Annotated in this window: 20 protein-coding genes and 5 tRNA genes; 24 read left to right on the top strand and 1 reads right to left on the bottom strand. The window is 41.4% G+C overall.

The window, feature by feature from the left end; genetic code table 11:
* Nucleotides 1-8: 8 nt before the first annotated feature.
* The 9 genes from QYC40_RS13255 to QYC40_RS13215 all read left to right on the top strand — a co-directional run bounded on the left by QYC40_RS13255 (nt 9) and on the right by QYC40_RS13215 (nt 9,395).
* Nucleotides 9-1,157, top strand: coding sequence for a cystathionine gamma-synthase (locus tag QYC40_RS13255; RefSeq protein ID WP_301990616.1), 1,149 nt, complete (start codon nt 9-11; stop codon nt 1,155-1,157).
* A gap of 75 nt (nt 1,158-1,232) precedes the next feature.
* Nucleotides 1,233-1,487 (top strand): hypothetical protein, encoded by a 255-nt coding sequence (locus QYC40_RS13250; RefSeq protein WP_301990615.1) that lies wholly within the window; start codon nt 1,233-1,235, stop codon nt 1,485-1,487.
* 173 nt (nt 1,488-1,660) lie between these two features.
* Entirely contained in the window at nt 1,661-2,278 is a 618-nt protein-coding gene (locus QYC40_RS13245) for a hypothetical protein (protein WP_301990614.1), read from the top strand.
* A gap of 70 nt (nt 2,279-2,348) precedes the next feature.
* On the top strand, nt 2,349-2,747 hold the full coding sequence (locus QYC40_RS13240) for a transposase (protein WP_301990012.1): 399 nt from the start codon (nt 2,349-2,351) through the stop codon (nt 2,745-2,747).
* A 35-nt stretch (nt 2,748-2,782) separates the two neighbouring features.
* On the top strand, nt 2,783-3,592 hold the full coding sequence (locus QYC40_RS13235) for an IS3 family transposase (RefSeq protein WP_301990011.1): 810 nt from the start codon (nt 2,783-2,785) through the stop codon (nt 3,590-3,592).
* A gap of 203 nt (nt 3,593-3,795) precedes the next feature.
* Nucleotides 3,796-5,109, top strand: coding sequence for a TolC family protein (locus QYC40_RS13230; protein ID WP_301990613.1), 1,314 nt, complete (start codon nt 3,796-3,798; stop codon nt 5,107-5,109).
* Nucleotides 5,110-5,125: 16 nt separating this feature from the next.
* On the top strand, nt 5,126-6,481 hold the full coding sequence (locus QYC40_RS13225) for a sigma-54 dependent transcriptional regulator (protein ID WP_301990612.1): 1,356 nt from the start codon (nt 5,126-5,128) through the stop codon (nt 6,479-6,481).
* A 1-nt stretch (nt 6,482) separates the two neighbouring features.
* Nucleotides 6,483-7,802 (top strand): PAS domain-containing sensor histidine kinase, encoded by a 1,320-nt coding sequence (locus QYC40_RS13220; protein WP_301990611.1) that lies wholly within the window; start codon nt 6,483-6,485, stop codon nt 7,800-7,802.
* 360 nt (nt 7,803-8,162) lie between these two features.
* Complete coding sequence (locus tag QYC40_RS13215; protein WP_301990610.1) at nt 8,163-9,395, top strand: IS256 family transposase; 1,233 nt, start codon at nt 8,163-8,165, stop codon at nt 9,393-9,395.
* A gap of 642 nt (nt 9,396-10,037) precedes the next feature.
* Here QYC40_RS13215 and QYC40_RS13210 read toward each other — a convergent pair.
* The gene (locus QYC40_RS13210) at nt 10,038-11,207 is read right to left on the bottom strand and encodes a BamA/TamA family outer membrane protein (RefSeq protein WP_301990609.1); all 1,170 of its coding nucleotides are present in this window, start codon (nt 11,205-11,207) and stop codon (nt 10,038-10,040) included.
* A 285-nt stretch (nt 11,208-11,492) separates the two neighbouring features.
* On the opposite strand from QYC40_RS13210, the gene QYC40_RS13205 reads away from it, so the two are divergent.
* From QYC40_RS13205 to rpoC, 15 genes are all read left to right on the top strand, one after another.
* Nucleotides 11,493-11,565, top strand: a tRNA-Thr gene (locus QYC40_RS13205).
* A gap of 25 nt (nt 11,566-11,590) precedes the next feature.
* Nucleotides 11,591-11,671, top strand: a tRNA-Tyr gene (locus tag QYC40_RS13200).
* 60 nt (nt 11,672-11,731) lie between these two features.
* Nucleotides 11,732-11,804 (top strand) — tRNA-Gly (locus QYC40_RS13195).
* A gap of 88 nt (nt 11,805-11,892) precedes the next feature.
* Nucleotides 11,893-11,964: transfer RNA gene (locus tag QYC40_RS13190), tRNA-Thr, on the top strand.
* A 71-nt stretch (nt 11,965-12,035) separates the two neighbouring features.
* Nucleotides 12,036-13,223, top strand: coding sequence for an elongation factor Tu (gene tuf / locus QYC40_RS13185; RefSeq protein ID WP_301990608.1), 1,188 nt, complete (start codon nt 12,036-12,038; stop codon nt 13,221-13,223).
* Between the two features lie 245 nt (nt 13,224-13,468).
* Nucleotides 13,469-13,539: transfer RNA gene (locus tag QYC40_RS13180), tRNA-Trp, on the top strand.
* A gap of 23 nt (nt 13,540-13,562) precedes the next feature.
* A complete protein-coding gene (secE, locus tag QYC40_RS13175) occupies nt 13,563-13,757 on the top strand; it encodes a preprotein translocase subunit SecE (RefSeq protein ID WP_149526998.1) in 195 nt (64 codons plus the stop codon).
* 20 nt (nt 13,758-13,777) lie between these two features.
* Entirely contained in the window at nt 13,778-14,323 is a 546-nt protein-coding gene (gene nusG / locus QYC40_RS13170) for a transcription termination/antitermination protein NusG (RefSeq protein ID WP_149526997.1), read from the top strand.
* A 215-nt stretch (nt 14,324-14,538) separates the two neighbouring features.
* Nucleotides 14,539-15,537: a glycoside hydrolase family 18 protein gene (locus QYC40_RS13165; protein ID WP_301990607.1), complete on the top strand. Its 999-nt coding sequence runs from the start codon at nt 14,539-14,541 to the stop codon at nt 15,535-15,537.
* 262 nt (nt 15,538-15,799) lie between these two features.
* Complete coding sequence (gene rplK, locus QYC40_RS13160; protein WP_149526995.1) at nt 15,800-16,243, top strand: 50S ribosomal protein L11; 444 nt, start codon at nt 15,800-15,802, stop codon at nt 16,241-16,243.
* A gap of 22 nt (nt 16,244-16,265) precedes the next feature.
* Nucleotides 16,266-16,964, top strand: a complete 699-nt coding sequence (gene rplA, locus QYC40_RS13155) for a 50S ribosomal protein L1 (RefSeq protein WP_149526994.1) — start codon at nt 16,266-16,268, stop codon at nt 16,962-16,964.
* A 2-nt stretch (nt 16,965-16,966) separates the two neighbouring features.
* On the top strand, nt 16,967-17,485 hold the full coding sequence (rplJ, locus tag QYC40_RS13150) for a 50S ribosomal protein L10 (protein WP_301990606.1): 519 nt from the start codon (nt 16,967-16,969) through the stop codon (nt 17,483-17,485).
* 79 nt (nt 17,486-17,564) lie between these two features.
* Nucleotides 17,565-17,942: a 50S ribosomal protein L7/L12 gene (rplL, locus tag QYC40_RS13145; RefSeq protein WP_099365876.1), complete on the top strand. Its 378-nt coding sequence runs from the start codon at nt 17,565-17,567 to the stop codon at nt 17,940-17,942.
* Nucleotides 17,943-18,104: 162 nt separating this feature from the next.
* A complete protein-coding gene (rpoB, locus tag QYC40_RS13140; RefSeq protein ID WP_301990605.1) occupies nt 18,105-21,914 on the top strand; it encodes a DNA-directed RNA polymerase subunit beta in 3,810 nt (1,269 codons plus the stop codon).
* Nucleotides 21,915-21,986: 72 nt separating this feature from the next.
* Nucleotides 21,987-26,264 (top strand): DNA-directed RNA polymerase subunit beta', encoded by a 4,278-nt coding sequence (rpoC, locus tag QYC40_RS13135; RefSeq protein WP_149526991.1) that lies wholly within the window; start codon nt 21,987-21,989, stop codon nt 26,262-26,264.
* Nucleotides 26,265-26,273: the final 9 nt, after the last annotated feature.

Genomic DNA, 26,273 nt, shown 5'->3' with positions numbered 1-26,273 from the left:
AATTTATTATGGCTTACAAATTCGCAACCAAGGCAATCCATGCCGGACAACAAGCTGATCCGACCACGGGTGCCGTAATGACTCCTATATACCAAACATCGACTTATCAACAAAAAGCTCCAGGCGATCACAAGGGCTTTGAATACTCACGTGGAACTAACCCAACGCGCAAAGCCTTAGAGGACTGCATGGCGGCTTTAGAAAATGGCAAATTCGGTTTAGCTTTTTCTAGCGGAATGGCAGCGACCGATTGTGTTCTTCGATTGTTGAAACCTGGTGATGAAGTCGTAACGGGTGATGATCTTTATGGTGGCTCATACCGAATCTTTACGAAAGTTTATGAACCTATGGGGATTAAATTTACGTTCGTGGATACTTCGGATGTGGGAGCCGTTCGTAACGCAATTACCGATAAAACGAAATTGATCTGGGTAGAAACGCCGACAAATCCGACGTTGAAGGTTGCTGACATCGCAGCGATTGCGGAGGTAGCAAAAGAGAAAAAGGTGCTTTATGTCGTTGATAATACCTTTGCCTCTCCCTATTTACAGAATCCGTTAGACTTAGGTGCTGATATCGTTATGCATTCCGTAACGAAATACCTAGGGGGACATTCCGATGTCGTAATGGGCGCATTGTTGATGAACGATGAAGAGCTGTATAAGAACTTATGGTTTTACTATAATGCATGTGGTGGAACACCGGGTCCACAAGATGCTTTCCTAGTATTGCGTGGTATAAAAACGCTTCATTTGCGTATGAAAGCGCATTGTGAAAACGGTCGTAAAGTAGCGGAGTACTTGAAAGATCACCCGAAGGTAGATAAGATTTACTGGCCGGGATTTACAGACCATCCGGGACATGAGATCGCGAAAAAGCAAATGCGCGATTTTGGCGGGATGGTATCGATCGTACTGAAAGGTGCTGATCTGAACGAAACCTTCCGTATCGCTTCTCAATTTAAGGTATTCACTTTAGCAGAGTCACTTGGTGGGGTGGAATCATTGATTAATCATCCAGCAACGATGACGCATGGTTCGATTCCGAAGGAAGCACGTGAGAAAGTAGGGGTTGTTGACAACTTATTGCGCTTATCGGTTGGAGTAGAGGATGCCGAAGATTTGATCGCTGACTTGGAACAAGCACTGTCGCGTTAATTTATTGTAATTATTATTTTATTTAGCACATAGAACTTTGTACATTTGTGCAGCTTTAATAAGGATTTAACAATTATGGAAAATACAACTGTAGAAAGACCAGCAAAACATACGGATAATAATGCAAACCGTACAGAATATTATGTTTCTTTAACTATTGCCATCGTTATTGGATTAGTTGGCGTATTTATTCGTTTTGTACCTGATGTGATCACTTCATTAGATCAATTAGCATCAGTATTCTCTTGGATTGCTAACATTTTAGTACTTGTTGCTTCTTTCTTAGCTTTCAAAGTAGTATTTGGTATCTTAGGATTCAGTAAAAAATAGTTCTTTAGAACTTTAAAATATTGAAAGCGTGTAGATGATTAATCTAGACGCTTTTTTTATGTTCATTCAAAATATAAAGCCGATGGATATGCCACTTCCTTAATTTATTCTTCATTCATTCGCTATGGAATAATAGGTTTTCTGCATCATAGAAGTATATAACACTTTGAATTATGAAGAATCTACTATTAATCGCGAGTGTTCTTCTTTCGTTTATAAGCTGTAAAGAAGAAACGGGAATTAGGCACAAAGCGACCGCTGTTTGGATGGGCGAATTAACGCAATTCGATTTGGAGTTTGAGCACGCTAAAATTATCGATGCCATCATTGAATCAGATTCCATTGAATTTGAGTTCATCAGAGAGGGAGTTCCACATGCATACATTGTCGACTCGCTCGAGGCTTATCATTTAGCGGAAGCTATAAATGAAAACAACGATTTAATAATCGGAAATATCCTGCCACTTAGAAAGATCATCAGATTGATGGGCGCAGAAGAACAGGATTCGATAGGTATTGTTGTGCAAAGCGCTTTAGCCTCCACGACCCGCATGCCGCCCTGGTTGAAGCAAAAATACCCCATTATGCCAAAATTATCTGGGGACAGGAATCCAAAGCAATACCAGGGACGATACGAATTTTGTCTACCCATCTTAAACAAAAATAAAGACAGAGCGGTAGTTCGCTTAGATCAGCATTGCATTGATTGTGGAATGGGTTGGTTATTTCAACTCAGTAAAATAAACGATAGATGGATGGTAAATGAGTTTCACCTTAATTGGATGCGCTAATAACTCAATAAATATACTAACGGGATATGTCCATCCCTGAAATAGGTTGACCACAAAATGGAGGTACTAAATGCAAACAAATTTGCGGTTAATCAGGAAATCACGGGTTTATTCTGATGATTTTAAGCGGGAAATAGTTTCCCTATTTGAGAGTGGGAAGTTGAGTGTTCTACAGTTAGAGCGGCTTTATGGAATAAGTAATCCCACGATCTATAATTGGATCTATAAATTTTCTAACTTTAATGAGAAAGGACAACGTATAATGGAGATGAAATCAAGTAGCACCCACAAAGTAAAAGCCATGGAACAGCGTATCCGTGAACTGGAGCGGATGATCGGCCAGAAGCAGATCAAGATCGATTTCTTGGAGAAGATGATCGACATCGCTGGAGAGGATCTTAAGGTCGATATCAGAAAAAATTTCAACACCCCACCATCGGATGGTTCCGGGAACACGCAGGAAAAATAGATTATTCCCTCAATCAGCTTTATAGAACCGTTGGTATGAGCAAACAGGCGGTGCATCAGCGCGCTGTTCGCCATTCCCGTTATCAGGTTCAATTCGCTGAGCTGATCGAAAAAGCGGATAAAGTGCGTAAGGAACATCCCGGTTGTGGGGTGGAAAAACTGTATTATATGCTCCGTCCGGATTTTGTGGGGAGAGATCGTTTCATAGAGACCATGATGTCTTTAGGATATCGATTGAAGGTCAAGAAGAACTATCGCAGGACGACTCGCGGGCTTTCCACAGCCTACCCTAATCTGATCAATGGCTTGGTTGTAGGGACTCCCAATCAGGTTTGGCAATCGGACATCACCTACTTCTACGTGGGCGATAGGTTCTACTATGGAGTGTTCATTATCGACGTTTACACCAAAAAGATCGTTGGATATCAAGTATCCAATCATATGCAGTCAACAGCTAATCTTAAGGCACTACGAATGGCCCTTAAGAATAACGGGGCACCCCAATATCATCATTCAGACCGAGGTGCCCAATATCATGCGACAGCTTATCTGCAGCTGTTGAAAGAGAATAATTGCAGGGTGAGCATGGGCAAGAGTGCCCAGGACAATGCATACGCTGAGCGGATCAATGGAACCATCAAGAATGAGTATCTGGATTATTGGAAGCCCAAGACGTTCGAAAGCTTAAAAAAAATGGTCAATAGAGCTGTCAAACAGTACAATAAACGAAGACTGCACAACTCATTACATAGGATGTCGCCAGAGAGTTTCGAAGAAAAGTGGTTTAGGGAGATATTGTCTCCTAAACCACTAATAACTATATTTGATCAAGTTGATAAATTGTAAAAACGGTCAACACTATTCAGGGACAGACATACATCTAAAATCTCACATCTAATATCTCACATCTAAAAAAACCAATTGTCCACTACCGAACACTTTGTTGTTCGTCTCCGAACATCCCTTTTTCCAAAGCTACATTAAGATGTTGATAATCAGTGATTCATATAATTGGCATAGGCTATGGAATGCAATGAGAAATTGCATACATGAAATACTTAACCATCTATTTATATATCGTAACAATTTGTTGTTGTTTAGTTAGCAATCTTAAGGGGCAAACAAAAACCTTGTCCCTTTCGGATTGCATTCGCATGGCAATAACGAATAATCCTACTTTATTGCGTTCGGAACTGAATATAGACCGGGCGGATTTACAACATAAACAGGCGCGCTACGATCGCTTGCCGCAGGTTAATGCTGGATTATCGCATGAACTTAGTCAGGGTAGAAGTATTGACCCGACGACCAACCAGTATGTAGACCGCTATAATAGCTACGGAAATCAATACCTAAGTGCGAATGTTCCCATATTCAATGGCTTTGCGATCTTGCATAATATCCGACGTAGGGCGAATGCGAAGGAGGCAGGGAAGTTGGAGTTTGAGGGTGCGAGAAATGAGCTGAAACTGGATGTCATCGAGGCTTATCTGAAAGTCCTAACGGCGCAGGATATGCTGACTCAGATTGTAGGGCAAATTGCTGTAACGAAAGAACAGTTGCATAGACACGAGGTTTTGAACAGAGAAGGTGCGGTTGCTCCGGGCGACCTCTACGATATCAAAGGACAATACAATAGCGATCTGAATTTGTTGGAGCAGACGAAGCAATCTTTGAATGATGCAGAATTAACACTTGCGACTTTTTTAAACATCCCTGTTACCGAACTGCCCGCATTAGAAAAATTGGAGACCGAGCAAGCGAGCAGGGTATACAACGCCGAGGATCTCTTTCGTTCTTCCTTGACGGTGCTCCCTGAGTATCGCGCTTTGGATTGGCGGATGAAGGAGATGGAGGAAAATATTAAACTGATGAAGTCAGAATATTATCCATCGCTATCCCTCGGTGCTGGCTTAGGATCTAACTACAGCAAGGATGGGGGCGAAGCGTTTAACCAGATTAAGAATAACCTTCGAAAAAGCGTGTCATTAAGCTTAACCATCCCGATTTTCAACAGATTTGCAACTCGTACGAATGTGCGCATGGCGCAGGTTGATTTCAACGAGGCAGTGCTGAATAAAAGTATTCGTGAAAACGAACTCCGGATGAACACCGCAAAAGCCGTATTCGACTTGCGGACGGCACAGACGAATGTCCAGAATTTGAAAGAACAGGAGAAAAGCTATCAGGAAGCTTTCCGGATAGCTAATGTACATTTCGAAGCGGGCAATAGTAATTCGGTCATCTATTTGACTGCGAAAAACAAATTGGACAACACGCGTAGTCAGTTGGTGATCAAACAATACGAGTGGTTGCTTCAAAAATATATTAACGATTACTATGCAGGTGCATTGGATTTATAATTAACTTAGACCTAGCATGAAGAAAGCAACCGTACTTGTTGTAGATGATGATCAGGATTTATTAACCGCCACCCGTATCCTGTTAAGACCGAAAGTTAAAGAGGTTATTGTAGAACATAACCCGGAGAAACTACTGAATATATTAGAGAAGCATTCGGTTGATATCCTCTTATTGGATATGAACTTTAAGAGTGCCATCAATACCGGTAACGAGGGTTTATACTGGTTGGGCAAGGTGAAGGAGAATTTTCCTGCGGTGCAGGTCGTGATGATTACGGCTTATGGCGCGGTAGATTTAGCGGTGAAATCATTGAAACAAGGCGCCGCGGACTTTATCGTGAAGCCTTGGCAGAACGAACAATTATTGAGCACCCTACAGGGATTGATGGACGAGCATAAACCGGCTCAGGCAAATGTGAAGTCGAAGCCCTTGGTTACGGATCAGGGTATTGTAGGCAAGTCGGCCATTATGAACGACCTGTTTTACAAGCTCGACAAGGTATCACCTACCGAAGCCAATATCCTTATCCTCGGAGAAAACGGAACGGGAAAGGATCTCATAGCAAATGCTATCCATCAACGTTCCTTGCGCAATAAAAATCCATTTATCAAAGTCGATGTAGGTTCACTAACGGAAACCCTATTTGAGAGTGAACTGTTTGGCTATAAGAAAGGAGCATTTACGGATGCCCGGGAAGATCGAAAAGGCCGTTTTGAGAATGCCGACACTGGTACGCTTTTTCTGGATGAGATCGGAAATATCAACCTGCAACAACAGGCGAAGCTATTGAGTGTATTGCAGAATCGCGCGGTTGTTCCTTTGGGTTCAAGCCAGCCGGTTGCAGTGGATATACGTTTAATTTCCGCGACGAATGTTCCATTGAAATCATTGGCAGATGAGTCAAGGTTCCGAAAAGACTTGATCTACAGAATCAACACCTTGGAGATACAGGTGCCCGCACTGCGTGAGCGAACAGATGATATCCCTCTTTTGGCGAACCATTTCCTTGATTTTTACAATAAGAAATACCATAAAAACATTGCCGGTTTAGAAGCCGATGCCATACAAAAACTGAAGCAGTACCACTTTCCGGGAAATGTCCGCGAATTGCAGTACAGTATTGAAAGGGCAGTGATTATGTCTGATCAATCAAGTCTCTGTGCTGATGATATTCTTTTTTCTCCCATTGAGTCTGTTCCTGAAACAACGAGCTCAAGTGCCGACTTTTCTTCGCATAACCTGGAAGAGATGGAACGGAAGGCGATTAAGTCAGCCATTGACCGTTACAATGGAAACATCAGCAAGGCTGCGAAGGAATTGGGTCTGACACGAGCCGCTTTATACAGACGCCTAGAGAAATATAATTTATAAAATGTCGAGAATAGCGATTGCTGATTTTTTTAAAGTGCTGGCACTCCTGTCGCTGGCAGTGGGTATCGCCTATTTAATTTTCTTAGGCTACTATAGCTATGCGCTTTTACTTTTTCTGATTTCTTTTTATTTAGCCTATCGCTTTGTTGCCAGCCATCGGTTTCTCGTGAAACAATTGCTCGAATTTTCCGAAGCGGTAAAATACAGAGACTTCACTCGCCGCTTCGTGGTCAAGAATAACCGATCGACGGAGGGAAAGCTTTTTCAGGCTTTCAACCAAATCAACGAAATCTATAAGAACATAAGCATCGACCAGGCGCTTCAGCATCAGTATCTCAACAAGGTGATCAATATGCTGGATACCGCCATCTTATTCTTCCATGCCGATACCGGTAAAGTTATTTGGGTAAACGATGCCTTTAAATCCCTCTTTCAGGTCCCCCATCTTGGCAATATCGCAGGCTTGCAGCGCAGAAATGCCGATCTGTATGAAAAGACCATGCAGCTGAAAGTAGGGAAGCAACAGATGGAAACCACCAATTCCGCCTCGGGAAAGATCAAAGTGCTCCTGCAATGCTCGGAATTTGAAACCCAGGATGGGCAGTTTCGCATCGTGGTGTACCAAAACATCAACGAAGCAATCGACGAAACAGAAACAAAAGCTTGGCATAAGCTGCTCCGCGTATTGACCCATGAAATCATGAACTCTATTGGTCCGATCAGCTCCCTAGCCGAAACCCTGCATAGCCGTTTGGAACAATGGGAGGGTGATCAGGATATCGAGGACCTTAAAGTCGGGATATTTACGATCAAACGCCGCAGCGAAGGGCTCTTGCAGTTCGCGAAGAGCTATCGCCTGATCAATAAAGTCGATCAGCCACAAGTGGCAGAAATTCTGCTGGTGCAACTCTTCGAAAACATCTATCAGCTCCTGGAGCCAACGCTCCTACAGAAGAATATCGACGTAGATATCATCATCAAAAATACACGGATGGTCCTCCTGGCAGATATCAGCTTGGTCGAGCAGGTATTAATTAACTTGCTGCTCAACGCCATTGAAGCCGTCAAAGATCAGCCGGAACCTTATATCAGCCTCTCTGGTATCGAGAGCAACGGCCGCATACAGATCAAGATTCAAGATAACGGCGTCGGCATGTCGCCCGACATCCAAGAACAGATCTTTACCCCATTCTTTACCACCAAAAAAACCGGAACCGGCGTAGGACTTACCCTCAGTAAGCAAATTATGCTGATGCACAACGGAAACCTCCTGGTAGACAGCCAAGAAGGGGAGGGAAGTGTGTTTACTTTGCAGTTTTGAGGGTAGTAGTTAGTATTTAGTAGTTAGTATTTAGACCTAGGGCGGGATTAGATTTTAGACGTGAGATTTAAGATATTAGAGCAGGTGCCGATTAGGCGCCTTTTGCTGTCTAAAGGAGTTGTCGGGGAAAGGAAGGATTGACAGGATTTAAGGATGGTTAGGATGAATGGACAGCATAGGTCTAACTACTAAATACTAAGTACTAACTACTATTCTGAATCAGGAAAGGAAGGATGCAAGGATTGACAGGATCCTGCAAATCGTTTCATCCTTTCTCTCTTGGTGAGACTGTAACCTGAACTGTGTCAGGGGAATAATTAGATGTAATTCATTATATTCAATTATTCAAACGATACGGTCATGAAAGAACAGACCCCATTTGACTTTGAACGCTTCAAGGCAGAAGCGCTTCAAGGATTATCCGAAGGCAAGAGCCTATCTCCCAATGACGGCGTTCTGGCGCCCCTGATGAAACATCTATTGGAATCGATGCTTTCGGGCGAGATGGACAACCATCTTGAAGAAGAAAAAGCCTCAGGCAATAGTAATCGTAGGAACGGCAAGACCAAAAAGACGGTCCGGGGTCCGCATACGGGCACCTTCGAGTTGGAAACGAGCCGCGATCGATCTGGAACGTTCGAGCCTAAGATTGTCCCCAAACGCCAATTAATCATTACAGAACAGTTAGAAGGTCATGTTTTGAGTATGTATGCCAAAGGTATGAGCATGCGTGGTATCAGCGATTTCATCCGTGAAATGTATGCTATGGAGATTTCCGCGACAGAGATTTCTCGGATTACCGAAAGCGTCATGCCTGCTGTCAATGAATGGCGAAGTCGCCCCTTAGAAGCTGTTTATCCTTTTGTATTCCTGGACTGCATGCACTATAAGGTTCGTCAGAACGGAACGGTAGAATCAAGAGCCATCTACAATATATTGGGTATAGGTATGGATGGTCGTAAAGACCTGATCGGGCTTTATAGTTCAGAACATGAGGGCGCTAAATTTTGGCTTTCGGTTCTTACAGACCTAAAGCAACGCGGTGTTGAGGATATCCTGATTGCCTGTATTGACGGGCTTAAAGGCTTCCCTGAAGCTATAGAGGCCATATTTCCAAAGACTAGGATCCAGCTCTGTGTTGTTCATCAGATCCGTTCGAGCATACGCTATGTGACAGATAAGGACAAAAGAGAAGTAATAGCCGACATGAAACCAATCTACCGAGCGGTCAATGAAGAAATGGGTTATGAGAACCTGCTGCTGTTCGAGGAAAAATGGGGGAAGAAATATCCACTAGCAGTTAAGTCATGGCTGGAAAATTGGGTAAATCTTTCCACCTTCTTCGAATATGACCAGCATATACGGAAGATTATATATACGACTAACCCCATTGAGGGGATGCATCGACAGATCAGAAAGATAACCAAGACAAAGGGAGCTTTCAACTCAGAACAGGCGCTCTTAAAACTAATGTATTTGATCATCAGGGATATTTCCAAAAAATGGACAATGCCCGCACATAACTGGGCATTGACAATATCCCAACTCTATATCAAATTTGGTGATAGAATCAGGCTAGATAAGAGCTTTTAGGTTTAGGTTAATTCCCCATTGACACAGTTCATGTTACACAACCCTCTTGGTTCAGAAAAAATACATATTCACGGTATTAATTGTCAGTATCTTTCAAGCGTAGCGCAGTTTCACTAAACGTCTCCTATGACGAATGCCATCCCTGTATCCAACACGATTTTCCGCCCTAAATACGATTAACCCTTCATCCGCTTAAAACCCTTTCAAAGCCCTTTCAAACCCAATGTATAACCCATTCAGAAACGCTTCGAAAGGGCTAATAAATGGGTGTGAAAGGGCTATAGTAGGGAACATACTTGTCGTGTTCTTTTTCAGATTAGATATTAGATAACAAACATTAGATTATAGACCAGTAAATCCTAAAATCCTTTCTTTCCTGGTTCAGAATAGTAGTTAGTACTTAGTAGTTAGTAGTTAGACCTATGCTGTCCATTCATCGGCCACAACACCCGATCCTGAAAATTCTAAAATCCTTCCTTTCTTGGTTCAAGACAAACCCTCTTATTTAAACCAAAGGATCAGACAACCCTTTAGACAGCAAAGGGCGCCTAATCGGCGCCTGCTCTAATATCTTAAATCTAACGTCTAAGATCTAATCCCGCCCTAGGTCTAAATACTAACTACTAAATACTAACTACTACTCTAAAACGCTTCACTAATACTCAAATAAAAGCCTGACTGTCTTTTTTCGCCGGGGCGCTGTTCGCCGAAGGCGTAGTCGAACCGGATGCTGCTATTATGTTCTAAGCTAAAGAAGTAGCGCAGTCCGGCGCCGTAGCTTGGGAGTAATCGGATATCATTTTCTTTGGAGAAGGTGCTGCCGGTTCCGAGGAATCCATTGATTCCGACGCGGGGGTGAAATCTATAGCGCAGTTCTGCCTGGGCGGTAGCATAATTATTGTCTTTGTATCGGCCGAGGTAATAGCCACGCATGGTCATATCGCCACCTAGATCACGGAGCACGTAGAATGGGACTTTGTCGCCGTAGGTTCCGCGGAATAGACCTTGGGCGGCGACGGTCAGGGTATTGCTGATGGGGTAGAAGCCGCGTACATCGACTTCAACTTGGGAACCGATGAAGTTGTCTTTGCCGAAGAAGTTTGGCGCATAGCTATATTTGGCACGTCCGTAAAAACCACGAGTGGTATAGGTGGTGTTATTTCTATTGTCGTACAATGCCGATGCACCGAATGCGAGGTACTGTCCTCCAGACTTTCCATAGACCGTTGGTTCTTCGAAAATACCGCCTGTTTCGATGTCTTTAAATTTTAGATGCTCGTAGTTTACATTTAGTCCGGCGTAGAAGTTGGGGGCGAATCTTTTTTCGCCATCCAGTTTGATGCGGTATAGTTTCTGGTCGAGGTAATCTTCATCTGCTTTCCAAGTATCATTCCCGATACCGTAAAAATTAAATGGCCAGTCGCGATAGCGCAGCTCGGAAAGGATGTGGTATTCATTTCCTTTGGTCCAGATATCGGAGATGAGTTTAATATTTTTTTGTTTTTTCGTCGTCAGGGTTCCGATGAGGGTTAAGTTTGACGTTCGGCTATTGAGGTCCTGTTTGTCAATATAGAAGTTATAGGTACTTGCGATACCGTATTCAAACCCCGTTTCCTGTGCATATCCAACAGCGGGGAGTACCATAAAGCTTGCCGATCGGGAGGAATCTTTCTCCGAGGAGACGAATTTTTTGATGATTTTTTTGATGAAATTTGTAGAGTCCGCGCTGCTATTCTGCGCTGTTGCATTCAGATGCAAACCTAATGTTAAGGCTGCAAGAGGTAGAAGTTTGTATAATCTGGTATTAAACATGCGCAAATATAGGGGTTCTGAAGAATTGAAAATAAAAATTATTTACTTGCGTATCAGGTAAATGATTTTTGAAGCGTAAAAAAAAGGATAAATATATTTTGTAATGTGCTTTCAGTAGCTATCTTTGCATCATCAAAACGGGGAAATAACGAAGAAAGTTTTGATGAGTTCTTTAAGTGAAAAAAAATAAAAATAAAACTTGCAGAAGTCAAAATAATATCAGATTTTTGCACTCGCTATCTACAGGTAGCCGTTCTTTAAGAAAGTTTTATTAAATTTATATACGCCTCCTTAGCTCAGCTGGTAGAGCAACTGACTTGTAATCAGTAGGTCATTGGTTCGATTCCGATAGGAGGCTCAAACGTAACTTTAGTTACAGGTCTGGAGGGGTTCCAGAGCGGTCAAATGGGACGGACTGTAAATCCGTTGCTTCGGCTTCGAAGGTTCGAATCCTTCTCCCTCCACACACACTCTTTGTTTACGCTTTAGCTGCTTGCAGTTTTCTCAAAGCGTAAACAAAAAAAGCGGAAGTAGCTCAGTTGGTAGAGCGATAGCCTTCCAAGCTATAGGTCGCGAGTTCGAACCTCGTCTTCCGCTCAATTTATAAAACAAAACAAGTCTCTGTCTTCTTTGATATTTTTATGTAAAGACTAGAGGCTTATAGCTGTAAATAAGGTTTTTGTAAGCCGAAGTAGCTCAGGGGTAGAGCACTTCCTTGGTAAGGAAGAGGTCGTGGGTTCAAATCCCATCTTTGGCTCGACACAAAAGTTTTTTTAACTTTGTAACATAATTAAAAGAAATATTTTATAATTACTAATTCGCATAAACATGGCAAAAGAGAAATTTGACCGTAGTAAACCGCACTTAAATATTGGTACTATTGGTCACGTTGACCACGGTAAAACGACTACAACAGCTGCTATCACTAAAGTATTAGCTGATAAAGGTTTGTCAGAAGTTCGTTCATTTGATTCAATTGACTCAGCTCCTGAAGAAAAAGAGCGTGGTATCACAATCAACACTTCACACGTAGAATACCAAACAGCTAACCGTCACTATGCACACGTTGACTGTCCAGGTCACGCCGATTACGTTAAAAACATGGTAACTGGTGCTGCTCAAATGGACGGTGCTATCATCGTTGTTGCTGCTACAGATGGTCCTATGCCTCAAACTCGCGAGCACATCCTTTTAGCTCGTCAGGTAGGTGTTCCTGCGTTAGTAGTATTCTTGAACAAAGTTGACTTAGTTGATGATTCTGAGTTATTAGACTTAGTTGAAATGGAAGTTCGTGAATTATTATCATTCTACGAATTCCCAGGTGATGATATTCCAGTAATTCAAGGTTCTGCATTAGGTGCATTGAACGGTGAAGAGAAATGGGTTGATTCAATCATGGAACTAATGGACGCTGTAGATAACTACATTCCAATTCCTCCACGTTTGACAGACTTACCTTTCTTAATGCCTATCGAAGACGTATTCTCGATCACAGGTCGTGGTACAGTTGCAACTGGTCGTATCGAAAGAGGTGTAATCAACTCTGGTGATCCAGTTGAGATCTTAGGTATGGGTGCTGAGAACTTGAAATCTACAGTAACAGGTGTTGAGATGTTCCGTAAAATCTTAGATTACGGTGAAGCTGGTGATAACGTAGGTTTATTGTTACGTGGTATTGAGAAAACTGATATCCGTCGTGGTATGGTAATCTGTAAACCAGGTTCAGTAACTCCTCACACAGATTTCAAAGCTGAGGTTTACGTATTATCAAAAGCTGAAGGTGGTCGTCACACTCCATTCTTCAATAAATACCGTCCTCAATTCTATTTCCGTACAACAGACGTAACTGGAGAGATCACTCTAGAAGCAGGTACTGAGATGGTTATGCCAGGTGATAACGTAACAATCACTGTTAAGTTGATCAACGCTATCGCTATGGAAAAAGGTCTACGTTTCGCTATCCGTGAGGGTGGTCGTACAGTAGGTGCTGGTCAGGTAACTGAAATCTTAGCGTAATCTCGAAAGAGATTATCTCTAAAACATAGAAATTAAGCTAACCGATGCAAGTCGGTTAGCTTATTTTTTCAAAACCATCTGATTTTTAGATGGTCGGAGGATGGGCTTTTTCTTTATTGTAATTCAATAGAATTGGTTTGTATTCTTCGTATCAAAAGAAGGCTGTTTTTTTGATAATAAATTGAAATAATATTTGTTGTAATGGGGTTGAAAACCTATATTTGCAACGTTAAATAAAAAGCTACACGGGCATAGTTCAAAGGTAGAATAGAGGTCTCCAAAACCTTCGATCTGGGTTCGAATCCTAGTGCCCGTGCAATTAACTTAGAAAAATTATAAATGGCAAAAGTACTTGATTTTATTAAAGACTCTTATACAGAGATTACTGAAAAAGTGACTTGGCCTACTTGGTCTCAATTGCAAAGTCACGCTGTAGTCGTGCTTGTTGCTTCCCTAATTATTGCGATCGTTATCCTAATTATGGACAAGGCTTCAAGTAATGTGATGGAGTTGTTGTACGGTACGGGAGCTTAATTTTCTAATCCAATATTAGTATGGCAGATCAAAGTTTAAAATGGTACGTGGTACGTGCTGTAAGCGGGAAAGAGAAGAAAGTAAAACAATATCTAGAGGCAGAAATCAATCGCTTAGGCATTCAACACCTTGTTACGCAAGTATTAATCCCTATGGAGAAATACTACCAAATGCGTGATGGTAAAAAGGTGGCTAAAGAACGTAACTATTACCCAGGATACGTTTTGATCGAAGCCGCATTGGATGGTGAGATTGAACACGCAATCAAAAATGTAAATAGCGTAATTGGTTTCTTAGGTGATAAAGCCGGAAACGCAATTCCTTTACGTCCGTCAGAAGTTAACCGTATCTTAGGTAAGGTTGATGAAATGGCTGAGCAAGGTGAAAGCATCAATGTTCCTTACTACGTAGGTGAAACTGTAAAAGTAAGTGACGGTCCTTTCAACGGATTTACAGGTGAAATTGAAGAGGTACATGAAGATAAGAAGAAATTAACTGTAATGGTTAAAGTATTCGGTCGTAAGACTCCTCTTGAATTGAACTACATGCAAGTAGAGAAAGAATAATCTAGTATTTAGTACTTATTATCTAGTAGTTAGTACTTAGTATTTAGTATAAAGACCTTAGGCGTTGCAATTGCAGCGCCTTTTTTTTGTTGCATAGTGGCGATGGGATGGGCAGGTGGTTTGTTTTATTTATGTGGAACATACTCATTACTTGCTGTTATTGGATGGGAATTATTTATTGTATATCTTACTGTATAATTTTCAACCTAAACATTATGCAATTTTACCGAACCATTCTGCTCGCATTTTTTGTCTGCGCATCTTTGTTGTCGCAGGCGCAACAAAAGCCTTTTATTATTTCGTATGTCACCGCCGGATCGAAGGCATTGCCGGATCCGAACTTGATTACGCATATTAACTATGCATTTGGTCATGTAGATAAGACGTTCAACGGGGTCATGATTTCGAATGAGCCGCGTTTGCGTGAGGTAGTAGCCATGAAAAAGAAAAGTCCGCATTTGAAAGTATTGCTTTCTATTGGTGGATGGGGGAGTGGTCGCTTCAGCGAGATGGCAGCAACGGCCGAAAATAGGAGAGCTTTTGCCAAAGACTGCCAACGTATTGTTAAAACTATTGATCTGGACGGTATTGATTTGGACTGGGAATATCCGAGCAGCAGTGAGTCGGGAATTTCCTCTTCGCCGGATGATATTGATAATTTCACGCTACTCATGCAGGAGATCAGAAAGGCGATCGGGAAAAAGAAGTTATTGACGCTGGCTACGCTTGCCGACGCCAAGTATATAGATTTTAAGGGGATCGATCCTTACATTGACTTTGTAAATGTGATGATGTATGATGTGACTTTGCCACCATTTCTACATAATAGTTTGTATCGATCGGAGCGCTCGGGTCGGGTCACGTTGGTTGAAGCGATGGAAGCGCATATGAATGCCGGCGTGAAGAAAGAGAAGCTGGTCATGGGGATTCCGTTTTATGGTCGAGGCAATAAAAAGCAAACTCCGGATTATGTCATGTTTAAAGACTACGCGAAGCTATCGGGTTTCGAGGAGAAATGGGATGATGTGGCGAAGGTTCCCTATCTGCAGGATGACACAGGAACTTTGGTTTTTACCTTTGAGAATGTGGAATCCTTGAAGTTGAAAGCTGCCTATATCAAAGCGCAAGGTCTCCTTGGAGCGATGTACTGGGAGTTTTCTGGCGATGATGATCAGTTGTCGATGAGTAAGGCACTTTATGAATCTTTAAATTAATGGTATATTTGTCAGGAATTAAATCACATGACACGCTGTTTGTTTTTTGGATTGTCAAATCTAGGTCTAACTACTAACTACTAAGTACCAAGTACTTCTTCAGATAAAAAGTAAAAATTCTTTTAGTTTCTCAGAATTATTATATATCTTTGCACCTCGTTTGTATGCAAAACTCCGTTTTGTTACGGCGAGAAAAAGTAAATGTTACGTTATTGCTTCCAACTTACTAACAAACATTTAACAAATTAAATAACAAAACAAAATGGCAAAAGAAGTCAGTGCGTTAGTAAAATTACAAGTGAAGGGCGGTGCTGCGAATCCATCTCCTCCAGTAGGACCTGCATTAGGTGCTAAGGGTGTGAACATCATGGATTTCTGTAAGCAATTTAACGCTCGTACGCAAGATAAACCAGGTCAAGTATTACCTGTTGTTATCACTGTATATGCCGACAAATCTTTTGATTTTATCATCAAAACTCCTCCAGTTGCAGTTCAATTAAAAGATGCTGCTAAGCTTAAAAGCGGATCTGGAGAGCCAAACCGTAAGAAGGTAGCGTCAATTACTTGGGATCAAGTAAAGACTATCGCGGAAGATAAAATGCCAGATTTGAATGCATTTACAGTAGAATCTGCTATGAAAATGGTAGCAGGTACTGCGCGTAGTATGGGTATCACTGTATCCGGTGATGCTCCTTGGAAAAATTAATTAACGAAATCAGTTTAAGAAAGTGGCTAGATTAACAAAAAATCAAAAAGCGGCACTATCCAAAATTGAAGCTGGTAAAGCGTACTCTTTGAAAGAAGCTGCGGCTTTAGTAAAAGAGATTACAACAGCCAAATTTGATGCTTCAGTGGATATCGACGTTCGTTTGGGCGTAGATCCTCGTAAAGCAAATCAAATGGTTCGTGGTATTGCAACATTACCTCACGGAACTGGTAAAACTGTTCGCGTTTTAGTATTGTGTACTCCTGACAAGGAAGAAGAAGCTAAAGCAGCAGGTGCCGATTTCGTAGGTCTTGACGACTACATCAGCAAAATCGAAGGTGGTTGGACTGACGTTGACATTATCATCACTATGCCTAGTGTTATGGCGAAAGTAGGTAAATTGGGTCGTATTTTAGGTCCAAGAAACTTAATGCCTAACCCTAAAACTGGTACAGTTACTACTGAGGTAGGTAAAGCTGTAACAGAGGTTAAAGGTGGTAAGATCGATTTCAAAGTTGATAAAACCGGTATCATCCATACTTCAGTTGGTAAAGTGTCTTTCGACGCAGACAAGATTTATGACAACGCATTAGAGGTATTACAAACTATCTCTCGTTTGAAACCGTCTGCAGCAAAAGGAACGTACTTCAAGAGTATTCACATCTCTTCAACCATGAGTCCTGGTATTCATGTGGAGACTAAATCAGTAGCAGGAATTTAATCATGAGAAAAGAACTAAAACAAGACATTGTTCAAGCTTTAGCAGAGCAGATTAAATCCTACGGTAATTTCTATATTACTGATACTGCTGATTTAACTGTTGAAAAAGTGAACAACATTCGTCGCAAATGTTTCGAGCAAGGCATCGAGATCCAAGTGGTTAAGAACACTTTGATTAAGAAAGCTTTATTAGAAGCAGGTGTTGATTCAGAAGAACTTTTCGGCGTGTTAAAGGGTGCATCTACAATGATGTTCTCGGAGACCGGAAATGCTCCAGCGAAATTAATTAAGCAATTACGTAAAGAAGGTGAAAAACCTGTATTGAAAGCAGCTTACATTCAAGAAACTGCATTCGTAGGTGACAACCAACTTGAAGCATTAGTAACTCTTAAATCTAAGGAAGAACTTATTGCAGACGTTATCGCTTTATTACAATCTCCTGCGAAGAATGTTATCTCTGCTCTTCAATCGGGTGGAAATACAATTTCAGGCTTAGTAAAAGCATTAGAAGAAAGAGGCTAACGAACCCTCAATTAAACAATCGTTCGTTACAATTTAATTAACAATATTTTTTAAAGAACATTCAAAAATTCAAAATAAAATGGCAGATTTAAAACAACTTGCTGAACAGTTAGTGAACTTAACAGTAAAAGAAGTTAAAGAATTAGCTGACATCTTAAAAGATGAGTACGGTATCGAGCCTGCTGCTGCTGCTGTAGCTGTTGCTGCTGCACCTGCTGGTGACGGCGCTGCTGCTGCTGAAGAAAAAACTTCTTTCGACGTAATCTTGAAAGAAGCTGGTGGTCAGAAATTAGCAGTAGTTAAATTAGTTAAAGACTTAGCTGGTTTAGGTTTGAAAGAAGCTAAAGATTTAGTTGACGGAGCACCTAAAGAATTAAAAGCTGGTGTTTCTAAAGACGAAGCTGAAGCTTTGAAAAAACAATTAGAAGAAGCTGGAGCTGTTGTTGAGATTAAATAATCTCGCATAAAGCACCAAAAACTTAGACTCTGATAGGTATAATCTATCAGAGTCTATTCCTGTTTATAACAAATACCACGGATCACACGCCTGTTGAGGTGTGATCGGAAGAAGAAATCAACAGACGTTAGCTCAGTTTTTTTAAACTAAATTCTTATTCCCTTGGCAAACAATAATATGCAAAAAGAAAGAGTAAATTTTGCGACAAGTAAGAAGGTAATTGATTACCCAGATTTCTTGGATGTGCAATTGGAGTCTTTCAAGGAGTTTTTTCAACTAGAAACTACTTCTGACAACCGCCATCAGGAGGGGCTTTATCAGGTTTTCGCCGAAAACTTCCCTATTTCTGATTCAAGAAACATCTTTGTGCTAGAGTTTTTGGATTATTTCATTGATCCGCCGCGTTACGATATCCAAGAGTGTATAGAGCGTGGTTTGACTTATAGCGTACCTTTGAAGGCTAAATTGAAGTTGTCTTGTAATGATGAGGAACACGAAGATTTCGAAACCATAGTACAAGACGTGTACTTAGGAACAATTCCATACATGACTCCAAAAGGTACATTCGTGATCAATGGAGCAGAGCGTGTAATCGTTTCTCAGCTACACCGTTCACCTGGTGTGTTCTTCGGTCAAAGTAGACATACAAACGGTACTAAACTTTATTCTGCTAGGGTTATTCCTTTTAAAGGATCTTGGATCGAGTTTGCAACAGACGTTAATAACGTGATGTATGCATATATCGACCGTAAGAAAAAATTCCCGGTTACTACGTTATTACGTGCGATCGGATTTGATTCAGATAAAGATATCTTAGAATTGTTCGACCTTTCTGACGAAGTTAAAGTTAGCAAGTCGGGCTTGAAAAAATACGTTGGTCGTCGTTTAGCGGCTAGGGTATTAAATAAATGGACAGAGGATTTCGTAGATGAGGATACTGGTGAAGTAGTATCTATCGATCGTAACGAGATCATCTTTGAACGTGAAACAGTTTTAGAAGAAGACCACATTGACTTAATCATTGAAGCAGGTGTAAAATCGATTATCCTTGCGAAGGAAGATGAGTCTAACAATGCGGACTATTCCATTATATACAATACTTTACAAAAGGATACTTCTAACTCTGAGAAAGAAGCGGTAGAGCATATCTATCGTCAATTACGTAACGCTGAACCACCTGATGAGGAAACTGCACGTGGTATCATCGATCGTTTATTCTTCTCAGACAAGCGTTATGATTTAGGTGATGTGGGTAGATACCGTATCAACCGTAAATTGAAACTTGGTACGGATTCCGATACAAAAGTTTTAACGCGCGAAGATATTATCGCTATTGTGAAGTACTTGATCAACTTGATCAACTCTAAAGCAGAGGTGGATGATATCGACCACTTGTCAAACCGTCGTGTTCGTACTGTTGGTGAACAATTGTACGCTCAGTTTGGTGTTGGTTTGGCTCGTATGGCTCGTACAATCCGCGAGCGTATGAACATTCGTGACAATGAGGTGTTCACACCGACAGATTTGATCAATGCTCGTACATTATCATCTGTTATTAACTCGTTCTTCGGAACAAACCAGTTATCGCAGTTTATGGACCAGACGAACCCATTAGCGGAGATTACGCACAAGCGTCGTCTTTCAGCTTTAGGTCCTGGTGGTCTTTCTCGTGAACGTGCTGGTTTTGAGGTTCGTGACGTTCACTACACGCACTACGGTCGTTTGTGTACTATCGAAACTCCTGAGGGACCAAACATCGGTTTGATTTCATCATTATCTGTACACGCGAAGATCAACAACTTAGGTTTCATCGAAACGCCTTATCGTCAAGTTAAAGATGGTAAAGTAGTAGTTGACCAACCTGTTGTTTACTTGTCGGCAGAGGATGAAGACGGTAAGACTATCGCGCAAGCAAATGCGCTTTACGATGATAAAGGTAATTTCTTAGACCCTAAGGTTAAAGCTAGATACGAGGGTGACTTCCCGATTATTGAGCCTGAGAAATTAGACTATATGGACGTTGCGCCTAACCAGATTACATCAATTGCGGCTTCATTGATTCCTTTCTTGGAGCATGATGATGCCAACCGTGCGTTGATGGGATCGAACATGCAACGTCAAGCTGTGCCATTGTTGCGTCCGCAAGCACCTGTTGTAGGTACTGGTTTGGAAGCACGTGTTGCCAGCGACTCGCGTACATTAATTAATGCCGAAGGTTCGGGTACTGTAGAGTATGTAGATGCACAAGAAATCCACATCCGCTACGACCGTAACGATAATGAGCGTTTAGTATCATTTGACGACGACATTAAGGTGTACAAATTAACGAAGTTCAAAAAGACCAACCAGAATACTTGTATCAACTTGAAGCCTATCGTAAGAAAAGGTCAAAAGGTACAAAAAGGTGAAGTATTGTGTGAGGGTTATGCAACTGAAGACGGAGAATTAGCATTAGGCCGTAACTTAAAAGTAGCATTCATGCCTTGGCAAGGATACAACTTTGAGGATGCGATTGTAATTTCTGAACGTGTTGTATCACAAGACTTGTTTACCTCGTTACATATTGAGGAATTCGAGTTAGAGGTTCGTGATACGAAACGTGGTGAAGAGGAATTAACTGCAGATATCCCTAACGTTTCTGAAGAAGCGACGAAAGACCTTGACGAGAATGGTATTATCCGTGTTGGTGCTGAGGTTGGGGAAGGCGATATCTTGATCGGTAAGATTACTCCGAAAGGAGAGTCGGATCCTTCACCAGAAGAGAAGTTATTACGTGCGATCTTCGGTGATAAAGCAGGTGATGTTAAAGATGCGTCTTTAAAAACTCCTCCTTCAATCAAAGGTGTAGTTATTGATACGAAGTTATTCTCTCGTGCGAAGAAAATGTCCAAAGAAGTTGAGCGTAAAGCTTTAGAGAAATTGGAGACAGCACACGAGAAGAATCTTAGAGGTCTTAAAGAGCGCTTAGTTGACAAGTTATTCAACATCGTTAACGGAAAGACTAGTCAAGGTGTTTACAATGTCTACAAAGAGTTATTCGTTGCTAAGGGTGCTAAATTCACGCAGAAGATTCTTTCAGATATCGATTATAACAGTGTAAATCCAACAGGATGGACTACTGACGAGGATAAGAACGAATTGATCAAGTATGCATTACATAACTACAGCATTAAAGTTAATGAGGAGTTAGGTGCATTCAAACGTGAAAAATTTGCGATCTCTGTGGGTGATGAGCTTCCATCAGGAATTGTTCAGATGGCTAAAGTTTACGTGGCGAAGAAACGTAAGTTGAAAGTAGGTGACAAGATGGCTGGTCGTCACGGTAACAAAGGTATCGTGGCACGTATCGTACGTGATGAAGATATGCCATTCTTAGAAGACGGAACTCCTGTTGATATCGTGTTGAACCCACTTGGTGTACCTTCGCGTATGAACCTTGGACAGATCTATGAGACTGTTTTAGGATGGGCAGGTCAGAAATTAGGTGTGAAATTTGCTACTCCAATCTTCGACGGTGCAGAGATGGATCAGGTGGAAGAGTGGGTAGAGAAAGCAGGTTTACCTAAGTCCGGACGTACTTACCTATACAATGGTTTGACAGGTGAGCGTTTTGACCAACCTACTACGGTAGGTGTGATCTACATGTTGAAATTAGGTCACATGGTTGATGACAAAATGCACGCACGTTCTATTGGTCCTTACTCGTTGATTACGCAACAACCATTAGGTGGTAAGGCACAGTTCGGTGGTCAGCGTTTTGGTGAGATGGAGGTTTGGGCGTTAGAGGCATTCGGTGCTTCCAACATCCTACAAGAGATCTTGACCGTGAAATCGGATGACGTTGTCGGACGTGCTAAAACTTATGAAGCGATTGTTAAAGGTAATAACTTACCAACTCCATCAGTACCAGAATCGTTTAACGTATTGGTACATGAGTTACGCGGCTTAGGTTTAGATATCACATTGGATTAATCAAGCAATACAGAGCTTAAGAGGACTCGTTCCTCTTAAGCTTTTACATACAGCTATAACTTTTTACGAAGTATGTCTTACAAAAAAGATAATAAAATCAAAAGTAACTTTACATCGATTACGATCAGCTTAGCATCTCCAGAGACTATCTTGGAGCGCTCAAGTGGTGAAGTTACTAAACCAGAAACTATCAACTACCGTACGTATAAACCGGAACGTGATGGTCTATTCTGCGAGCGTATTTTCGGTCCAGTAAAAGACTACGAATGTCACTGTGGTAAATACAAACGTATCCGTTATAAAGGTATTGTTTGTGACCGTTGTGGTGTTGAAGTAACGGAAAAGAAAGTACGTCGTGAGCGTATGGGACACATCAACTTGGTGGTTCCTGTTGCTCATATCTGGTATTTCCGTTCATTACCTAACAAAATTGGTTACTTATTAGGTCTTCCTACGAAGAAATTAGATATGATCATCTACTACGAAAGATATGTGGTTATCCAACCAGGTATCAAAGAAGATGATGGTATCTCTTACATGGATTTCTTGACAGAAGAAGAATACTTAGATATTCTTGATACTCTTCCAAAAGAAAACCAATACCTAGATGATACTGATCCTCAGAAATTCGTTGCTAAAATGGGTGCTGAGGCATTAGAAGATCTGTTAAAACGTCTAGACCTTGATCAGTTATCATACGACTTACGTCATCAAGCTGCCAATGAAACTTCTCAACAACGTAAAAACGAAGCGTTAAAACGCTTGCACGTTGTAGAAGCTTTCCGTGGAGCTAATGATCACATCGAGAACCGTCCGGAATGGATGATCGTGAAAATCGTTCCTATTATTCCACCAGAGTTACGTCCTTTAGTTCCTTTGGATGGTGGTCGTTTTGCGACTTCCGATTTGAACGACTTATACCGTCGTGTGATTATCCGTAACAACCGTTTGAAACGTTTGATCGAAATCAAAGCTCCTGAAGTAATCTTACGTAACGAAAAACGTATGCTTCAAGAAGCAGTTGACTCCTTATTTGATAACTCGCGTAAGGTGAATGCAGTGAAAACTGAAGGAAACCGTGCGTTGAAATCACTTTCAGATATCTTGAAAGGTAAGCAAGGTCGTTTCCGTCAGAACTTATTAGGTAAGCGTGTTGACTACTCTGCTCGTTCGGTAATTGTCGTTGGTCCTCACTTGAAATTACACGAGTGTGGTCTTCCGAAAGACATGGCAGCTGAGTTATACAAACCGTTCATCATCCGTAAGATGATTGAAAGAGGTATTGTTAAGACCGTAAAATCTGCTAAGAAAATTGTTGATCGTAAAGATCCTGTAGTATGGGATATCCTTGAGAATGTATTGAAAGGTCACCCTGTATTACTAAACCGTGCTCCTACGCTTCACCGTTTGGGTATTCAAGCTTTCCAACCTACGTTAGTAGAGGGTAAAGCGATCCAATTACACCCATTAGTGTGTACAGCGTTCAACGCCGATTTCGACGGTGACCAGATGGCGGTTCACTTACCATTAGGTAATGCTGCGATCTTGGAAGCCCAAATCTTAATGTTGGCAGCACACAACATTCTTAACCCTGCAAACGGCTCACCAGTTACAGTACCATCTCAAGACATGGTATTGGGTCTTTACTATATTACTAAAGGCCGTAAATCGGATGACAGCCGTAAAATGCACGGTGAAGGAAGTACATTCTACTCAGCAGAAGAGGTTATTATCGCTTTAAATGAGAAGAAAGTAGATCTTCACTCGTTCATCAAGGTTAAGACGAACATCAGAACAAAAGAAGGTGAAATCAAAGAAGCAATCATCGATACTACTGTTGGACGTGTAATCTTTAACCAGATCGTACCAGAAGAAGTAGGTTACATCAATGAATTGTTGACTAAGAAGTCATTGCGTAATGTCATCGGAGAGATCGTGAAGAGCACAGGTATGGCTCGTGCAGCGAAGTTCTTAGATGATATGAAAGAGTTAGGATTCCAAACGGCTTTCAAAGGCGGTTTGTCATTTAACTTGCAAGACTTAAATATTCCTGCTGCTAAAGCAGACCTTATTACTCAAGCTACAAACGAAGTTGAGGAAGTAATGAACAACTATAACATGGGTTTCATTACAAACAACGAGCGTTACAACCAGATTATCGATATCTGGACTCGTATCAACAACCGTTTGACAGCACACGTAATGGATATCCTTTCGAACGACAACCAAGGTTTCAACTCAGTTTACATGATGTTGGATTCAGGAGCTCGTGGTTCTAAGGAGCAGATCCGTCAGTTATGTGGTATGCGTGGTTTGATGGCGAAACCTCAGAAGTCTGGTACTTCAGGTGGTGAGATTATCGAAAACCCTATCTTATCTAACTTTAAAGAAGGATTATCGGTATTAGAGTACTTTATCTCTACCCACGGTGCGCGTAAAGGTCTTGCGGATACGGCGTTAAAAACGGCGGATGCGGGTTACTTAACTCGTCGTTTACATGACGTAGCACAAGATATGATTGTTGTAGAACAAGATTGTAACGGTTTACGTGGTATCTACACTACAGCACTTAAAGATAACGACGATATCGTTGAGCCATTATATGACCGTATCTTAGGTCGTACGCCGCTGAACGATGTTATCGACCCTGTTACTAACGAGGTAATTGTTGCTGCAAATGAAGATATCACAGAAGAAGTTGCGGAAGCAATTGAAAATGCAGGTATCGAAGGTGTAGAAATTCGTTCGGTATTAACATGTGAATCTAAGCGTGGAGTATGTGCTTGTTGTTACGGTCGTAACTTAGCATCAGGTAAGCGTGTTCAATTAGGTGAGGCTGTTGGTGTAATTGCTGCACAGTCAATCGGTGAGCCAGGTACGCAGTTAACACTTCGTACGTTCCACGTCGGTGGTACGGCTTCGAACATTGCTGCTGAATCTACTATCATCGCTAAATACGACGGACGTATCGAATTTGAAAACGTACGTACAGTAGAAAAAGAAGGTGAAGATGGTCCATACCAAGTAGTATTAGGTCGTTCAGGTGAGATTAAAGTTGTAAATGCTGACAACAAAGTACTTTACCAACAAATCATCCCTTACGGTTCGAACTTATTCGTTAAAGAAGGTGAGAACGTAGAAAAAGGTACTAAACTAGTTGACTGGGATCCATATAACGCGGTAATTATCTCTGAGTTTGCGGGTAAGGTAGAATTCGATGCGATTATCGAAGGTGTGACTTTCCGTGAAGAATCTGATGAACAAACAGGTCACAAAGAGAAAGTAATTATCGAAACACGTGATAAAACGAAAAACCCTACAATCAAGGTATTGGATAACAAAGGCGAGATCATTCGTTCATACAATATCCCGGTAGGAGCTCACGTATCAGTTTCTGATGGACAGAAAGTTAAAGAAGGTGCGGTATTGGTTAAGATCCCTCGTTCTACAGGTAAGACCCGAGATATTACGGGTGGTCTTCCTCGTGTAACGGAGTTGTTCGAGGCTCGTAATCCTTCAAACCCAGCTGTTGTAACTGAAATTGATGGTGTTGTTTCTTTAGGTGGTGTTAAACGTGGTAACCGTGAGATTTCTATCGAGTCTCGTGACGGTCAGGTTAAGAAATACTTAGTACCACTTTCTAAGCACATCTTAGTTCAAGATAACGACTTTATTAAAGCAGGTATGCCATTATCTGACGGTCAGATTTCTCCTTCAGACATCTTATCGATCAAAGGTCCTGCGGCAGTACAAGAATATATCGTAAATGGTATCCAAGAGGTTTACCGCCTTCAAGGGGTAAAAATCAACGATAAGCACTTTGAAACTATCGTTCACCAAATGATGCAGAAAGTGAATATCGAGGATCCAGGAGATACACGTTTCTTAGAAAAAGAAGCAGTAAACAAATGGGACTTCATGGAAGAAAACGATTCATTATACGACAAAAAAGTTGTTGTTGAAGCGGGTGATTCTAAAACATTACGTCCGGGTCAGATCGTTACTTTACGTAAATTGCGTGAGGAAAACTCTAGCCTAAGACGTCAGGATATGAAGTTAGTGGAAGTACGTGATGCTATCCCTGCAACATCAAGTCCTTTATTACAAGGTATCACAAGAGCGTCCCTAGGTACTAAATCATTCATCTCAGCAGCTTCCTTCCAGGAAACTACGAAAGTATTGAATGAGGCAGCGATCGCAGGTAAACGCGATAACTTGTTAGGCTTGAAAGAAAACGTAATTGTTGGTCACTTGATTCCTTCAGGTACCGGTTTGCGTCAGTACAGCAACATCATCGTAGGTTCTCGTGAAGAGTATGATCAATTATTAGCTTCGAAAGAAGAAGACTAGTAATTAACA

The organism is Sphingobacterium sp. BN32 (assembly GCF_030503615.1).
GTDB lineage: Bacteria > Bacteroidota > Bacteroidia > Sphingobacteriales > Sphingobacteriaceae > Sphingobacterium.
This window is presented reverse-complemented; position numbering and strand designations above follow the sequence as displayed.